Consider the following 15,296-nt stretch of genomic DNA (forward strand, 5'->3'; position numbering starts at 1 on the left):
TAAGCGTGGGTATCTGCTAGCAGAGGCGTGCGTACGTATCGGATAGTAAATGAGCCAGCGATTGGGGACATCGTACGAGCAGGGTAATAACAATATCGCGACCATTGGTTTTATAGACTTAATCCCAATCCCGTTGTGGGGACAGAGCACAAAAAGCACCGTCCATCGGAAGCCAGACCACGCTGCGTTCCAACTGGTATTCCAAGCAAGTTGCCCAATAAATTATTTGCTATAAAAAACAAATAGATACCCGTTCTTTTCAAATTACCCCGGCCCACCAAACCCAAGAAAAAAGACGTCCTCGGACGTCTTTTTTTGTGCCTGGTATTTAGGAAATGCCGAGGCGTGCAGCATTCTTGTGTAGATGTGAGCGCGATATATCTCTGCCGACAAAAGGCTGCGAATGGCTGAACAACACCTCCTCCGGCACTTCCAATTGGCCGAGGGCATTGAAGCCCTGATGGCGCTGCACATCTAGCCTTATCGCGGTTTGGGCACGGGCATCCCGCACGCGATCGACGCCTGGCCAATGATCACACTGGACGACGACCTGGAGGGAAACCCGTTTAGGGTGGTGATTCAGCGTGCGGTTGAAAGCGGGCCTGTTGCGGGCCCAAGCCGGGACAAAGCAGGGGCTAAGTAGGGACCGAGTCGGCGGCCGAAGGAAAAGTAGCCGAAACACGCCCGCCCTTGCAGCAAGAGCAGGTAACGCTGCTGTGCAGGATGACAGGGGAACACGCCGCACCCGAGCTGATGACCTTCGTCGGGTGCAGCAACCGCAGCAAGTTCCGCGAGCAGGTTTTGGCCCCGCTGCTGGCGCTTGGCGCGGTCGAGATGACCATCCCAGAGAAGCCCAACAGCAGCAAGCAACGCTATCGCCTTACCGCAGTCGGTCAAGCGCTGCAGGCTGAGCAACGCGCCACAGACGACTGAGCCCGGATGGTGTTTCAGCCGTCAGAAATCGACAGAAGCACTAACCGAAAGCGTCCGCGGCGCCCCAAGCACCAAATAATTCGCCCCCGGATACCCCCCAACCGACGCCCAATAATCCCGCCCCGTAACGTTATCCAACCGCGCCCGCAACGTCACATCCCGCTCATCCACCTTAAACCCATACCGCGCCCCAACATCCAGCCGCGTCCAAGAAGAAATCTCCAGGTCATTAGCGTTATCCGCCTGCTGCCGACTGGTATAAATCACCCGACTCGTCAACGTCAGCCCCTCAACCCCGGGCACATCCCACTCCCCACCAATATTGGCCTGAGTCTTCGGCACCCCAATCGGCCGGTTCCCATCATTCTCGCCATTCTGCGTCTTGGTCAGCTCAGCATCCAACAACGTCAACCCACCCAACAACCGCACCCCGCCCACAGGCTCCCCAAACACCGAAAGCTCAATCCCGCGGTTACGTTGCTCCCCGCCATCCTTGAACACCTGATCCTCGACAATCCCAACCGGCTTCTTGGTCTCGAACACCGCCAAGCTCCCGCCCACCGCGCCGCCGTCATACTTCAACCCAACCTCGGTCTGCTTGGCCACATATGGCGCCAGCGACTCTCCTGAGTTGAGGATCGGCGCAGTAGAACCGTCGGGCAGTGTCGTGGTGGCCCCGGCGGTATCCCCCTTGGTCAGCCCTTCGATGTAGTTCGCATACACCGAGAACTGCTCATCCAATTGATAAACCACACCCGCCACCGGTGTAGTCTCATACCGCTTGTACTGCGAAGTCCGATCCCCCGTGTTGTAGTCGTACTCCGTCACATCCAACCCTTGCCGACGAGCCCCCAACGTCACCAACAACTGATCGTCGAAGAACCCAAGCGTGTCAGCAATCGCGAGGCTCTGCGTATGCGTACGCGCGGTAATCTCGGGGTCCGACATCGAGCCATTACCAGGAACTAGAATTCCGGGCTGAGCAGTGTCAAAAGGGTCATAGAGGTTGCCGACAATCGGATCAGTGAAATTGCCCTGCCATGCATTTCGATCCTTGATGTCGTACATAGCCCCAGAAACCACCCATTGGTGAGAAACCGGACCCGTCTGCAGATTGAAACGAACCCCCACTTCGCCAGTGGTAACGGTTTCCTCGCGATAATTGTCGAAACGCGAGGCCGTGGTCACCCCTGAAGCCGTAGACGAAGGATTCGCCAACACGTTCTTCTCTTCACCCTTACGCATCCCCGCCGCCGCCCAGGTCGTCACGGAATCACTCAGGTCATACTCCGCCCGAAACGTCCCAAACGTCTGCTTCTCTTTCGAATACGTCCAATCCTGCGCATAGTTATCCCGCGCATCCGGCGCACTGGGTATCCCGCCAACCGGCGTAACGCTCGGCTGGGGGTTATCGATGAAGTGATACTGATGCCCGATATCCGCCGACAACCGCAACCGTTCCCCTTGGTAATCCAGCCCAAGCGCAAACATCTCCAGGGTGCGGTCCTGGTCTTCCACCGCCGTCTCACCCTCGCGCTTGGCAGCGTTCAAGCGCACACCAAACTGGTCGCCCTCACCAAAGCGCCGCGCCACGTCCACCGCGGCCGTACCAAAGCCTCTGTTCTCGGCTCCGACGGTGAGCCGTGTCAGTGGCTCATTCGGCGCGCGCTTGGGCAGGATGTTGATCGCCCCGCCGATACCGGTGCCTCCCGGCGCGGCGCCATTGAGAAACGCGTTAGCCCCGCGGAACACCTCTACCCGCTCGATGAACTCGGACGCCACGTACTGGCGAGGCAACAGCCCATATAGCCCGTTGTAGGCAATGTCATCGGAAAACAGCGGGAAGCCGCGCATCACGTACAGCTCCTGGAAGTTGCCAAACCCTCGGGCGATGCGCACCGAAGGGTCGTTCTGAAGGATGTCTGCGACGCTGCGCGCCTGTTGGTCCTGAATCAGCTGGTTGGTGTAGGACGTGGAGGTAAAGGGTGTCTCCATGTAGTCCTTGTTGCCGAGGATGCCGACCCGGCCGCCCCGCGCTACCTGCCCGCCTTCGTACTCGGGCACCAAGCCGTCGCGCGAGGCGTCGGCACTGGCGGAGATGGAGGTTTCTTCCAGCTCCAGCGCCACTCTCTGGGCCTCGCTGGGCCCAGACGGCTGGCCCTCTTGTAGCGGAATCCCTACCGCTGTCTGTGCATACACGTTCGCCGAGGAGACGCTGGCCATCAGGCAGATAGGCAGCCACACGGCGTTCACTGGGGTCTTGCGGGGGGATTGGGAGGTAGGCATGAGCAATCCTGCTGATCGTGATGGGATGAGCGGTTGATCGAAGCTTGGGGGGAACAAAAATCACTATAGACAACGAGAATCTTTATCGATGAGATTTTGAGTCAGGCCGATGTGCGGCAGGTTGCTTGCAAAACGCCATCTCCGTAGAATTGCGAATGGTTATCGAATACGCATAAATCCGCGCAGTCGCTCAGCATCAGGTACCCGGGACCATGGAGTCGCAAGGCGATCAAAAAAAACTCAGCGCGCTTTTTATCGGCCAGCGCAGTGCATTAGTCCGTATGCTGTCGCGGGTTGTGGGCTGCGCCAGCCAGGCGGAAGACCTCGCCCAGGAGTCCTACCTGAAAGTGGCAAAAGCGCTGTGTAGCCGGCCGATCGAACACCTGCACCCGTTCCTCTATCAGACCGCCCAGTACCTGGCCTTCGATCACCTGCGCAGCGTGCGCAGCAAGAAGCGCTTCGAGTGCCAGCTGGATGACAGCGTGGTGGTCGAGGTGCCGACGTCGGCGCCTGGGCCGGACGTTCAGGTGCAGAGCCAGCAGCAACTGCAGCAGTTTCAGCGGGTGCTGGGGAGCTTGCCGCTGCGCCAACAACAGATCCTGGTGCTGCACCGGCTGCAGGGGCTGTCGCAAGGTGAGATTGCCGAGCGGCTGCAGGTGTCTCTGAGTACGGTGGAAAAAGACCTGCGCAATGCGCTCAATGCCTGTGCCAAAGCTATCGACTTGCCATGACTGAACAGACCCGACACCCCACCCCGAGCGACGCGGCCAGCGCGCAGGCAGCCCATTGGTTTACCCAGCGGGATGAGGTTGCGCGCAACCTGATTACCGCGCAGCGGTTTGCCCAGTGGCGTGATGCTGACCCGCTGAATGCTGCGGCGTATGCGCGGTTGGAGGCGATGTGGGAGGCGCAGGCGTTCCAGCAGGCGTTGCAGAATTTGGCTGTGGATTTGCCGTTGCCGGCGGCGCCAGCAGCGCGTTCGGCGAGGCGGGGTAAGACCCGGCGGTTGATTGCCAGTGCGGCGGTGCTGCTGGTGGCGCTTGGGGTTGGCTGGATGGGCGATGTGCCGATGCGCTTGCAGGCCGATCACATGACGGGGATTGCTCAGGTCGAACCGGTCGAACTGGAGGACGGCTCGCGCATTGTGTTGGGCAGTCAGAGTGCGATCAGTACTGAGTTCGATGGGGGGCGGCGGCGGATTCGGTTGTTGCGCGGTGAGGTGTATGTCGAGGCGGCGCACGATGCTGGTCGACCGATGAGCATTGAGACTGCGCAGGCGACCGTTACCGTGGTCGGGACACAGTTCAGCGTCAGCGAGCGGGAGGCCGATGTCACCGTCGCGGTGCGCGAGGGGGTGGTGCGGTTTGCCGACCGGGCCGGGGAGCAGAGTGTGTTGCATGCTGGTAATTGGCAGCAGCTCAAGGGCGGGCATCTGCAGGCGGTGTCGCTTGAGGGGAGTGAGCGGCAGATGGCTTGGGTGAGTGGGCGGTTGTCGTTCCAGGATGCGCCGTTGGCGCAGGTGCTTGGGGAAGTGCGGCGGTATTACCCGGCGCCGATTGTGCTGCTGAATGGGGCTGCGGGGCAGGAGCATGTCAGCGGGAGTTATCAGTTGGATGAGCCTTTGGCGATTGTGCAGGCGTTGAGCAAGGTGACGGGGACCGAGGTGCATCGGTTGCCGGGTGGGGCGTTGGTTATTCGCTAGGGGGATGAACGCGTGAGGGCTGCCAGGTGCATGTCACAGGCCTCTCTAGCGCTCTTGAGATCGAGCGCCGCTCGCGCGGCGCTTCGCGGGACAAGCCCACTCCCACAGGATGTGTGATGGGCCCAGAATTCGGGCATTGCAGGATGTGTGCTGGACCCAGAATTCGGGCATTGCAGGACCTTGTGGGAGCGGGCTTGCCCCGCGAATGCGTCCGTACAGGCGACCTATTCATTAACTGACTGGCATCGCCCCAACAACCCGAAAAAAACTTTTACGGCTTTCAACGGCTCAACCCGTCAAGGATTTTGCTTTTGCAAATAATTCCTATTCATCACGGGGCCACCATGCATCTTCCAGCACTCAATTCGACTCACGCCCGCAGCGCCCTGGCGCTCGCCATCTGCATGGCCTGCACCCACGCGGTGGCCGTCGAGCGCGCAGACACGGCAGCCAGCAGCGAGGCGTCGAGCATTCGCTCGTTCGCCATTGCACGGCAATCGTTGGCCAACGCCCTCGATCAATTGAGTGCGCAAAGCGGCCTGCAAATCGCCTATTCGTCGGACATGGCCCAAGGCATCGAGTCGCCCGGCGTCACCGGCCAGATGACCACCCAGCAGGCACTGGCGCAACTGCTCCAGGGCACGCAACTGGGCTTTGAGCCGAACGGGCCGAACGCGGTCCTGCTCACGCGCCTGCCGCAACAAACCGGGGACGCGCTGGAGCTCGGCGTCACCAACGTCACCAGCAACCAGCTGGGCACCGTCACCGAGGGCAGCGGCTCGTACACGCCGGGCACCATCGCCACCGCCACGCGCCTGGTACTCACGCCGCGCGAGACGCCGCAGTCGATCACTGTGATCACGCGCCAGCACATGGACGACTTCGGCCTCGACAACGTCGACGACGTGATGCGCCACACGCCGGGCATCACCGTGTCGGCCTATGACACCGACCGGACCAACTACTACTCCCGTGGTTTTTCGATCAACAACTTCCAGTACGACGGCATTCCCTCGGCGGTGCGCAACGTTGCCTATTCGGCCGGCAACACCCTGAGCGACATGGCCATCTATGACCGCATCGAGGTACTCAAGGGCGCCTCTGGCCTGCTCAGCGGGGCGGGCTCGCTGGGCGGCACGATCAACCTGGTGCGCAAGAAACCTACGGCCGAGGCGCTCGGCCACATCACGGCCGGGGCAGGCTCGTGGGACAACTACCGTACCGAAGTGGACCTCAGCGGCCCGCTGACCGAGGCCGGCAATGTGCGCGGGCGCGCAGTGGCGGCCTATCAGGACAGGCACTCGTACATCGACCGCTACTCGAACAAGAGCTCGGTGTTCTACGGCATCCTAGAGTTCGACCTGTCGCCGGATACGATGCTGACCGTGGGCGCCGACTACCAGGACAACAAACCCGAAGGCTCGACCTGGTCGGGCAGCTTTCCGCTGCTCAACTATGCCGGCGAGATCAATGACGCCAAGCGCTCGTTCAGCAACGCCACCGACTGGAGCAGCTGGCAGCAATACACCCGTACCGTGTTCGCTACCCTGGAACACGACATGGGCGGCGGTTGGGTGACCAAGCTGCAGCTGGACCACAAGCTCAATGGCTATGATGCGCAGATGGGCGCGATTCAGTTCGACCAGCCGGCGGCTGACGGCACCGCCACCATCAACGCACAGCGTTACAAAGGTGAAACCACCAGCGACTCGGCCGACCTGTATGTCAGCGGCCCGTTCGAGTTGCTGGGCCGCGAGCACGACCTGGTGGTCGGCGGCTCGATCAGTACCGCGCACTGGAAAGGCAAAGGCTACTGGGACGAAATCTTCCCGACCGCCAACCTGGTCGACTACTTCAACTGGCACGGCAACCTGCCCAAACCGAACTGGGGCGTCGCCTCGCAGATCACCGATGACACCATCCGCCAGACCGGCATGTACCTGACCACCCGCCTCAACCTCACGGATGACCTGAAGCTCCTGCTGGGCGGCCGAGTGGTCGACTACACCCTGACCGGCACCACCAACACCTACCGCGAGTCGGGGCGCTTCATCCCCTATGCCGGCGCCATCTATGACCTGACCGACAACCTCTCGGCCTACGTCAGCTACACCGATGTGTTCATGCCGCAGGAAAGCTACAACCTGGATCGCAACGGTCAACTGATCGACCCGGACGAGGGTGAAAACTATGAAGTGGGCCTCAAGGGCGAATTCCTCGAAGGCCGCCTGAACGCCAGCCTGGCGTATTTCGAAGTGAAGGAGAGCAACCGCTCGATCGCCGACGACGCCTACAACAACCAGACGCCTACCCCGCCCAACTATGCGTTCAAGGGCACCAACGCGAAAACCAAAGGCTATGAACTGGAAGTGTCCGGTGAGCTGAGCCCGGGCTGGCAGGTGCAGGGCGGTTACACGCACAAGGTGGTGCGCGATGACGCCGGTGAAAAGATCTCGACCTTCGAGCCGGAAGATCAGTTCAGTGTCTACACCATGTACAAGCTCAAGGGCGGCCTGGACAAGGTCACCGTGGGCGGTGGCGCGCGCTGGCAGACCACGGTCTGGCAAGACATCTACAACAGCCCGAAGCAGACCTACGAGGAGTTCTCGCAGAAGTCGTACTGGGTGGTGGATTTGATGACGCGCTACCAATTCACCCCGAACCTGTCGACCACGCTCAACCTCAACAACGTGTTCGACAAGTACTACTACACCAACGTCGGTTTCTATAATTCGGCGATCTATGGCGAGCCGCGCAACTTCATGGTGACTACGCGCTGGGATTTCTGAGGCGGAGAAATGCCAGAGAAGTGTCTGACAACGAGGCTGTTCTAAAAGTCAGCCCCCTTTCAAGGTGTTCTGAAATCGCGCTTGGCTTGAGCTCGCTGGGGCCGCTGCGCAGCCCTTTCCGACCGGTCCGGCGCCCCGGCAAGGCCGCTCCCACAGGATGGCGCGTAGCTTGATTTTTGCTCAATTCGCGAAAATCACTGCACGGCGCCGTCCATGTGGGAGCGGCCTTGTGTCGCGAAAGGGGCGCGCAGCGGCCCCAGCGAGCTCAAGCCAAGGACAGATTCATGGAAAATACAAAGACCAGGAACGGGCTGGGTCTAAGAGTGCTATTGCGCTGACTGGCACGAGTTCCTCCATGTACTCGATAGCGACACGAGAAAAGTACATGTCGCTGAAATGGCAAAATGGCGACACGTTATCCACACCCAGTCTCCGTTTCATGCCATTGACTCAGCCACGGTCAGCCTGATGTAACAAGCCAAAATTCTCACGGGTCAGCTGTGGTAGTGGCTTACGCAGCAATACACCTACGATAACGGCAAACACCAACGCCGCTACCCCCGCACTCAACAACACCGCCTCGAAACCACCGACAAACGCCTGCCGGGCCAACGGCGCCACCACGTCGCGCAAACCTGGCTCCAACAAGCCCAGCGCGGCCGACAGGTCACCCGCGGCAACCCGCGTGGCCATCTCGCCCACCTTGTCCAACGCTTGCGGCGCGGCGACCTCCATGGCCTCGCGCAACAGCTGCCCACTGCGCGCCGCCAGAATCCCACCCAGCACGCCGATGGCCAGGACGATCGCGCCGAACCGGGTAGTCGTGCTCAGCCCAGACGCCATGCCAGTACGCTCACGCGGCACGCAGGCCATGATGTTCTTCTGCGTATCGCCATTGAGCAGCCCGGCACCGGCACCGAGCACCAGGCTGGCCAGGGCGAACGCGGTGTAGCCGCCCTGCCCCGCCGCCCAGGCACACAGCAGGTTGCCGACGCCGACCAGCACCAGGCCAAGCGCGAACACCTCGGCCGGGGCCAGGCGTGTCGCCAGGCGCATGCCCAGCCGTGGGGTCAACAGCATCGCCAGGGCGAACGGCAGCATGCCGGCACCGGCGGCCAGCGCCGAGAGCTGCAGGCCGTTTTGCAGGTACAGCGGCAGCAGGGTCATCATCACCTGGGCGCAGGCGGCGTAGGCGAACATGCCCAGCAGTGCGCCGATGAAGCGGCCACTGCGCATCAGGCGCAGGTCGATCATGGGCCTTGCCTGGGCGCGTTCGACGATCACGAACAGGCCGAATAGCAACCCGGCGATCAGCAGCCGGCCAAGCGTGGTCGCACTGCTCCAGCCGACCTGGTTGGCGTCGATCAAGCCCCAGATCAGGCAGCCCAGGCTGGCGGCGAAAGTCAGGCTGCCCAGCGGGTCGAGGCGCGCGGCGGCGCTGTCGCGGGACTCTTCGATGCTGCGCAGGACCATGGCGCCGAGCAGCACCACCAGCGGCAGGTTGATGTAGAAGATCCAGCGCCAGCCGAGGGTGCTGGCGATCAGGCCGCCGAGCAGCGGCGCGAAGGTGATGGTCGCGCCCATGCAGGCGCCCCAGAAGGCCCAGGCGCGCATGCGTTCTTCAGGCTCATGGAAGCGGTTGCCGATGGCGGCCAGGGCGGCGGTCAGCAGCAGCGCGGCACCGACGCCCTTGGCTGCCCTGGCCAGGTCGAGTAACAGCAGGGTTGGCGCTGCGCCGCAGGCCAGCGAGGCGACGCCGAACACGGCCAGGCCGAGCAACAGCATGCGCCTACGGCCGAAGCGGTCGGCCAGGCTGCCGGCGGGCAGCAGGCAGGCGGCGAAGGCCAGCAGGTACGCGCTGACGACCCATTCGATGTCGGCGAACGAACCGGACAGGTCGCGGGCGATGCTCGGCAGGCTGACGGCGACGATGTTGGTGTCGAGGATGATCAGCGCACAGACGGCCGAGGCGGTGAACAGGGTGAAGCGCGCGGAAGCGGGGTTGGCCATGCAAGGGCTCCAGGACGGTATCGAAGGGATCTCGTTTTTCACTCCAGATCTTGGGGCCGCTGTGCGGCCCTTCGCGGGTAAACCCGCTCCCACAGGGACAGCACTGAGCTCCAGAGCGGCGCGGTTCCTGTAGGAGCGGGTTCACCCGCGAAGGGCTGCGCAGCAGCCCCATACCCAGGTCCCCAAGGTGGCGGGTCGCGGTGTTTTGTCGCCACAGCGCCAGCCTTCTAGTGTTACCGTCACCCTACCGTTGCAGGGCCTTGTGCGTGTTAGCCGCCAGGGCCTGTGTCATTACCCAGCAGGTAACGAGCCACCATGGAAATCCGCCATTTCCGCTACTTCCTCTGCGTCGCCCAGCACGGCCACTTCACCCGCGCCGCCGAACACCTGGGCATCGCCCCGCCGACCCTGAGCCGGCAGATCCAGGACATGGAACGCGAACTCGGCGTGCGCCTGTTCGAGCGCAACCAGCGCGAAGTCAACCTCACCGCCGCCGGCCAGGCGCTGATGCTCGAGGCCGAACAGGCGGTGCGCCAGTTCGAGGCGGCGCAGGTGGGTGCGCAACGCGCAGGACGTGGCGAAAGCGGGCTGATCGAGTTCGGCTATGTGGCGTCCGCCGCCTACTCGGGCGTACTCCAGGACCACGTCAGCCGCTTCACCGAGGCCCACCCCGACGTGCGCCTGAACATCCGTGAAGCGCCCATGGCTGATCTGCCGGCGCAGGTGCGCGATGGCCTGCTCGACCTGGCCTACGTGCGCTCGCCGATGGCATTGCCCAGCGAGCTGGAGGCCATCGCCCTGCACCAGGAAGGCTTCGTGCTGGCGCTGCCGAGTCGTTCGAGAATCAACGAACTGAAAAGCATCCCGGCCAGTCGCCTGGCCAACGAGACGTTCATTTTGCCCGAGCAGGTTTCAGGCACGCTCGAAGTCGCCAAGCTGGGAGGCTTCGAGCCTCGCCTGGGCCCGCAACCCGGCAGCCTGGTGGCGGTGATCACCCTCATCTCGCTGGGCCAGGGGGTGGCTATCGTGCCCGAATCGGTGGTGTCGCGGATCCGCCTGCCACAGGTGAGCTACCAGCCCGTGGCGGACTCTCAGGCCAGCTCGTGGCTGAGCCTGGTCTACCGCCGCTTCGAAAAATCACCTGCGGTGCTGCGCTACCTGGAGACGGTGCGCCAAGCACTGTGACTGGGGTGACATCAAGCGCCGCAATCAAGCGCGTAGAACTCATGCAGCTTGGCCTGCAGTAAGGCTTTGTCAGGCAGGCGAGTCTGGTATTCGGCAATCAGCGCCGGAGAAAGGCTGCGGTTAAGCGAGTACTCCACCACCTCATCGTCCTTGGACGCGCACAACAGCACCCCGATGGCTGGGTTTTCGTGGGCCTTGCGCTCATTGCGGTCCAACGCCTCGAGGTAGAAATCCAACTTGCCCAGGTACTCAGGCTCGAAGCGGCCGACCTTGAGCTCGATAGCTACCAGGCAGTTCAACCCACGGTGAAAGAACAGCAGGTCCAGGGCGAAGTCGCGGTTGCCGACCTGCAAGGGGTATTGGGAGCCCACAAAGCAGAAATCGCGGCCCAACTCGACCAAGAAGTCCTTTAGGCGGTCAAGCAGCCCCTGATGCAGCTCCACCTCAGCGTGGCCACCGGGCAAGCCGAGAAATTCGATCACGTAGGCGTCGCGGAAAACGTCCATGGCGCCAGGGTGTAGCGCTCTCAGAGCAGCGGTGGTTTTAGCAGGCTGGGCTACGCTTCGTTCGAACAGAGAGGCTTTGAGTTGGCGCTCCAGCTCACGTTTTGACCATTTCTCCTGAATCGCGGAGCGCACGTAGAATTCACGCTCATCCAGCCGTTTGCTCTGACTCAGAATGATCAGGTTATGGGACCAAGGCAATTGTCTCACCAGTGGTGAGACAATTTCGTCGAGTCTGTATGCCTCATAAAATTGGCGCATGCGGAATAGGTTGACCCGTGTAAACCCCCTGAGCCCCGGCTGGGTCGTGGCCAGATGATTAGCGAGTTCGCTGACCACAGCATCGCCCCACTCTGCCCGCTCCAGCTTCTGACTGATAAACGCCCCCACCTGCCAATACAACTCGATCAGCCGGGTGTTTACAGCTTGCAAGGCTCGCTGCTTGGCATTCTTGATGAGCGTGAGCACTTCATCAAACCGCTCATCTGCCCCCACCACAGCGGTCATGGATGTTGGCGTATTCCGATCGTCTTCGCTCATGCACTGACTCCCTGGCAACGATGAGAAAACCAAGGAGTCTACGCCCGCCTCTACCGACCGAGCGGCGCCGACACGGTTGCAATTGTTGCAAAAAAACAGGGCACCTGTTTCCAGGTGCCCTTGTCGTCCGAGCCTGTGCCCAGGTTGCCCTCTGACCTACCCCGCCGACCGCGCCGTCACCGAGCGCGCATGCCCGCGGGTGGTGACGATGCCAAGGAACGAGATAAAGATCGCCAGGCTCAACGTCGCCGTCACTTCAGCGCGATGCTCTTCGGTGTACATCATCACGCTCAGCGCCGCCGCGATGAAAATGATCACCGCCCAGGTCAGGTAGGGGAACAGCCACATGCGGAACTTCAGCTCGGCGTTCTCACGCTCCAGCCGCCGGCGCATGCGCAGCTGCGAGATGGCGATGACCATGTACACCAGCAGCGCGATGGCGCCGGAACTGGCCAGCAGGAACTCGAACACGCCCGCCGGGGCGAAGTAGTTGAGGATGGCGATGGCGGCGCCGATCAGGGTGCTGCCGAACACCGCCGAGCGCGGCACGCCGACCTTCGAGGTGTGCTTCAGCAAGGCTGGGGCATCACCGCGCTTGGCCAGCGAGTACATCATCCGCGAGGCGATGTAGATCGACGAGTTCATGCAACTGGCCACGGCCACCAGCACGACGAAATCGACCATGAACGCCGCATTGGGGATGTTCATGATTTCCAGCGCGCGCTGGTACGAACCCACCACCGCCAGCTGTGGATCGTTCCACGGCACCACCGAGATGATCACGAAGATCGACAGGATGTAGAAGGTGCTGATCCGCCAGATCACCGAGCGGGTGGCCTTGGCGATGTTGCGCGAGGGGTCGCTGGATTCTGAGGCGGCAATGGTCACGGCTTCCGTGCCGATGAAGCTGAACATCACCGTGATGAACGCGCCGATCACCGCCGACCAGCCCTTCGGTGCGAAGCCGCCGTGCTCGGCCACCAGGGTGCTCAGGCCGCTGACTTCGCGGTTGGGCAGCCACCCCATCAGGGCGGCGAAACCGAGGCTGATGAAACCGAGGATCGCCGCAACCTTGAGGATCGCGAACCAGAACTCGAACTCACCGTACTTGGCCACGCTGAACAGGTTGGTGCCGGCCAGCAGGAGGATCGACAGCAAGGCGAAGATCCAGCTGTCGACCTGCGGGAACCAGGCGTTCAGCACATGCCCTGCGGCCAACGCTTCGATAGGGATCACCAGGACCCAGAACCACCAGTACAGCCAGCCGATGGTGTAGCCGGCCCAGCGCCCGATGGCCTGGTCGGCGTAGGTCGAGAACGACCCAGTGTCGGGGTGCGCGACGGCCATTTCGCCGAGCATGCGCATGACCAGGACCACCAGGGTCCCGGCCACGAAGTAAGAGATTATGGTGGCGGGCCCGGCTGCCGCGATAGCGTGCCCGGAACCGACGAAAAGCCCCGCACCGATAATGCCCGCGATGGACAGCATCGTTACGTGACGTGGTTTGAACCCTTGCGCGAGGTTGCTACCATCAGATCCCACGGTGTTCATTGATCTTGTTCTCTTTTTGCTGACACAAGGAAGGACGGGCAGGCGTAGGCGAAAAAAATCTCCTTGGGAAACAATGGGTAGGCACGTTAATCGTGCTCTGGTGATGACGTTCTACACGCTTTGCCGAGCAGCGCGCCAGTGGATTTCGTGGCCCATTTAAGCGGGCTGGGGCGGGGGCAAATTATGCGAGAACGCCTCGCAGGTGCGCGATCACGACAGGCCATGCTGATTCGCGCCAGATGTCGCGAATGGCATGTCTGTTTGCGGCATTGAGCCGTTTGAGGGTGTTGAGTTTCATCTGGATATGCAGCGGGGATTGTGCCGGCCCCTTCGCGGGTAAACCCGCTCCTACAGGGACCGCGCAACATGTAGGAGCGGGTTTACCCGCGAAGGGGCCGGTACTGACTGGAACGCGATCAACGCACCAGGCAAGGCCGCTTGTTATCGAACGTCCAACCCGGAATCAAGAACTGCATCGCCACGCTGTCATCGCGCGCGCCCAGCCCCATGTTGCGGTAGCACTCATGCGCCTTGGCCAGCTGATCCTCATCCAGCTCCACCCCCAGCCCCGGCCGCTGCGGCACGCGCACATGGCCGTCGATGATGCGCAGCGGCTCGCGGGTCAGGCGCTGGCCGTCCTGCCAGATCCAGTGGGTGTCGATGGCGGTGATCTCACCCGGCGCCGCAGCGGCCACCTGAGTGAACATGGCCAGGGAAATGTCGAAGTGGTTGTTCGAATGCGAGCCCCACGTCAGGCCCCAGTCGTGGCACATCTGCGCGACCCGCACCGAGCCCTGCAAGGTCCAGAAGTGCGGGTCGGCCAGCGGGATATCGACCGCCTGCGACTGGATCGCATGGCCCATCTGCCGCCAATCGGTGGCGATCATGTTGGTGGCGGTCGGCAGGCCGGTAGCGCGGCGGAACTCGGCCATCACCTCACGCCCGGAGTAGCCGTGCTCGGCGCCACACGGGTCTTCGGCGTAGGCCAGCACCTGGTGCTGATCGCGGCACAGGGCAATCGCCTCCTTGAGTGACCAGGCGCCGTTCGGGTCGAGGGTGATACGCGCCTCGGGGAAGCGCTCGGCCAGCGCGGTGACCGCTTCGATCTCTTCTTCACCGCGCAACACGCCGCCTTTGAGCTTGAAGTCGCTGAAGCCATACCGCTGCTTGGCCGCCTCGGCCAGGCGCACCACCGCTTCCGGTGTCAGGGCCTTTTCGTGGCGCACGCGGAACCAGTCATCGTCGGCATCGGCTTCGTTGCGGTAGGCCAGGTCAGTCTGCTGACGGTCACCGATATAGAACAGGTAACCGAGCATCTTCACCGCCTCGCGCTGCTGGCCTTCACCGAGCAACGCCGCCATCGGCACGCCCAGGTGCTGGCCCAGCAGGTCGAGCAGCGCCGCCTCGATGGCGGTCACCGCATGCACGGTGATGCGCAGGTCGAAGGTCTGCAGGCCGCGGCCGCCGACGTCACGGTTGGCAAAGGTCTGGCGCATGGCGTTGAGCACGCGCTGGTAATGGCCGATCGGCTGGCCGAGCACCAGGCTGCGGGCGTCTTCGAGGGTCTGGCGAATGTTTTCGCCGCCCGGCACTTCGCCCAGCCCGGTGTTACCGGCGCTGTCGCGCAGCACCACGATGTTGCGGGTGAAGTACGGGCCGTGGGCGCCGCTGAGGTTGAGCAGCATGCTGTCGTGGCCGGCCACCGGGATCACGCGCAGCTCGGTGACCACCGGGGTGCCGGTGTGCGCCTGGACGCCGCTGAAGGTTTCTGGAGTGCTTGGCATATTCATGAGTGTC

At 62.4% G+C, this 15,296-nt stretch carries 10 protein-coding genes; 5 read left to right on the forward strand and 5 right to left on the reverse strand.

Going from position 1 to position 15,296, the window contains the following annotated elements:
- The first annotated feature begins 723 nt into the window (after positions 1-723).
- On the forward strand, positions 724-933 hold the full coding sequence (locus CCOS865_RS03470) for a Fic family protein (RefSeq protein WP_119138235.1): 210 nt from the start codon (positions 724-726) through the stop codon (positions 931-933).
- A gap of 21 nt (positions 934-954) precedes the next feature.
- On the opposite strand, the gene CCOS865_RS03475 is transcribed toward CCOS865_RS03470, so the two are convergent.
- On the reverse strand, positions 955-3,219 hold the full coding sequence (locus CCOS865_RS03475; RefSeq protein ID WP_119137965.1) for a TonB-dependent receptor: 2,265 nt from the start codon (positions 3,217-3,219) through the stop codon (positions 955-957).
- Between the two features lie 212 nt (positions 3,220-3,431).
- Between CCOS865_RS03475 and CCOS865_RS03480 the strand changes: the two genes are divergently transcribed.
- From CCOS865_RS03480 to CCOS865_RS03490, 3 genes are all read left to right on the forward strand, one after another.
- Positions 3,432-3,950 (forward strand): RNA polymerase sigma factor, encoded by a 519-nt coding sequence (locus tag CCOS865_RS03480; protein ID WP_119137967.1) that lies wholly within the window; start codon positions 3,432-3,434, stop codon positions 3,948-3,950.
- Positions 3,947-4,921: a FecR family protein gene (locus CCOS865_RS03485; RefSeq protein WP_119137969.1), complete on the forward strand. Its 975-nt coding sequence runs from the start codon at positions 3,947-3,949 to the stop codon at positions 4,919-4,921. The genes CCOS865_RS03480 and CCOS865_RS03485 overlap by 4 nt, the downstream gene beginning before the upstream one ends.
- Positions 4,922-5,265: 344 nt before the next feature.
- Positions 5,266-7,710, forward strand: a complete 2,445-nt coding sequence (locus tag CCOS865_RS03490) for a TonB-dependent siderophore receptor (RefSeq protein WP_119137971.1) — start codon at positions 5,266-5,268, stop codon at positions 7,708-7,710.
- Between the two features lie 450 nt (positions 7,711-8,160).
- Here the strand turns inward: CCOS865_RS03490 and CCOS865_RS03495 are convergent, their stop codons facing one another.
- A complete protein-coding gene (locus tag CCOS865_RS03495; protein WP_119137973.1) occupies positions 8,161-9,720 on the reverse strand; it encodes an MFS transporter in 1,560 nt (519 codons plus the stop codon).
- Positions 9,721-10,035: 315 nt separating this feature from the next.
- Between CCOS865_RS03495 and CCOS865_RS03500 the strand changes: the two genes are divergently transcribed.
- The gene (locus CCOS865_RS03500) at positions 10,036-10,905 is read left to right on the forward strand and encodes a LysR family transcriptional regulator (RefSeq protein ID WP_119137975.1); all 870 of its coding nucleotides are present in this window, start codon (positions 10,036-10,038) and stop codon (positions 10,903-10,905) included.
- Between the two features lie 11 nt (positions 10,906-10,916).
- Here CCOS865_RS03500 and CCOS865_RS03505 read toward each other — a convergent pair whose 3' ends face one another.
- From CCOS865_RS03505 to gudD, 3 genes are all read right to left on the reverse strand, one after another.
- Positions 10,917-11,915, reverse strand: a complete 999-nt coding sequence (locus tag CCOS865_RS03505; protein ID WP_119137977.1) for a PDDEXK nuclease domain-containing protein — start codon at positions 11,913-11,915, stop codon at positions 10,917-10,919.
- Between the two features lie 189 nt (positions 11,916-12,104).
- Entirely contained in the window at positions 12,105-13,499 is a 1,395-nt protein-coding gene (gene gabP / locus CCOS865_RS03510; RefSeq protein WP_119137978.1) for a GABA permease, read from the reverse strand.
- Positions 13,500-13,915: 416 nt separating this feature from the next.
- Positions 13,916-15,283, reverse strand: a complete 1,368-nt coding sequence (gudD, locus tag CCOS865_RS03515; protein ID WP_119138237.1) for a glucarate dehydratase — start codon at positions 15,281-15,283, stop codon at positions 13,916-13,918.
- Positions 15,284-15,296: the final 13 nt, after the last annotated feature.

The organism is Pseudomonas reidholzensis, assembly GCF_900536025.1.
GTDB classification, from domain to species: domain Bacteria; phylum Pseudomonadota; class Gammaproteobacteria; order Pseudomonadales; family Pseudomonadaceae; genus Aquipseudomonas; species Aquipseudomonas reidholzensis.

What these genes read in the sequence shown, in the direction of transcription:
- CCOS865_RS03470 (WP_119138235.1), top strand. Translation starts at nt 724, where the DNA reads ATGACAGGGGAACACGCCGCACCCGAGCTGATGACCTTCGTCGGGTGC.
- CCOS865_RS03475 (WP_119137965.1), bottom strand. Translation starts at nt 3,219, where the DNA reads ATGCCTACCTCCCAATCCCCCCGCAAGACCCCAGTGAACGCCGTGTGG.
- CCOS865_RS03480 (WP_119137967.1), top strand. Translation starts at nt 3,432, where the DNA reads ATGGAGTCGCAAGGCGATCAAAAAAAACTCAGCGCGCTTTTTATCGGC.
- CCOS865_RS03485 (WP_119137969.1), top strand. Translation starts at nt 3,947, where the DNA reads ATGACTGAACAGACCCGACACCCCACCCCGAGCGACGCGGCCAGCGCG.
- CCOS865_RS03490 (WP_119137971.1), top strand. Translation starts at nt 5,266, where the DNA reads ATGCATCTTCCAGCACTCAATTCGACTCACGCCCGCAGCGCCCTGGCG.
- CCOS865_RS03495 (WP_119137973.1), bottom strand. Translation starts at nt 9,720, where the DNA reads ATGGCCAACCCCGCTTCCGCGCGCTTCACCCTGTTCACCGCCTCGGCC.
- CCOS865_RS03500 (WP_119137975.1), top strand. Translation starts at nt 10,036, where the DNA reads ATGGAAATCCGCCATTTCCGCTACTTCCTCTGCGTCGCCCAGCACGGC.
- CCOS865_RS03505 (WP_119137977.1), bottom strand. Translation starts at nt 11,915, where the DNA reads ATGACCGCTGTGGTGGGGGCAGATGAGCGGTTTGATGAAGTGCTCACG.
- gabP (WP_119137978.1), bottom strand. Translation starts at nt 13,499, where the DNA reads ATGAACACCGTGGGATCTGATGGTAGCAACCTCGCGCAAGGGTTCAAA.
- gudD (WP_119138237.1), bottom strand. Translation starts at nt 15,283, where the DNA reads ATGCCAAGCACTCCAGAAACCTTCAGCGGCGTCCAGGCGCACACCGGC.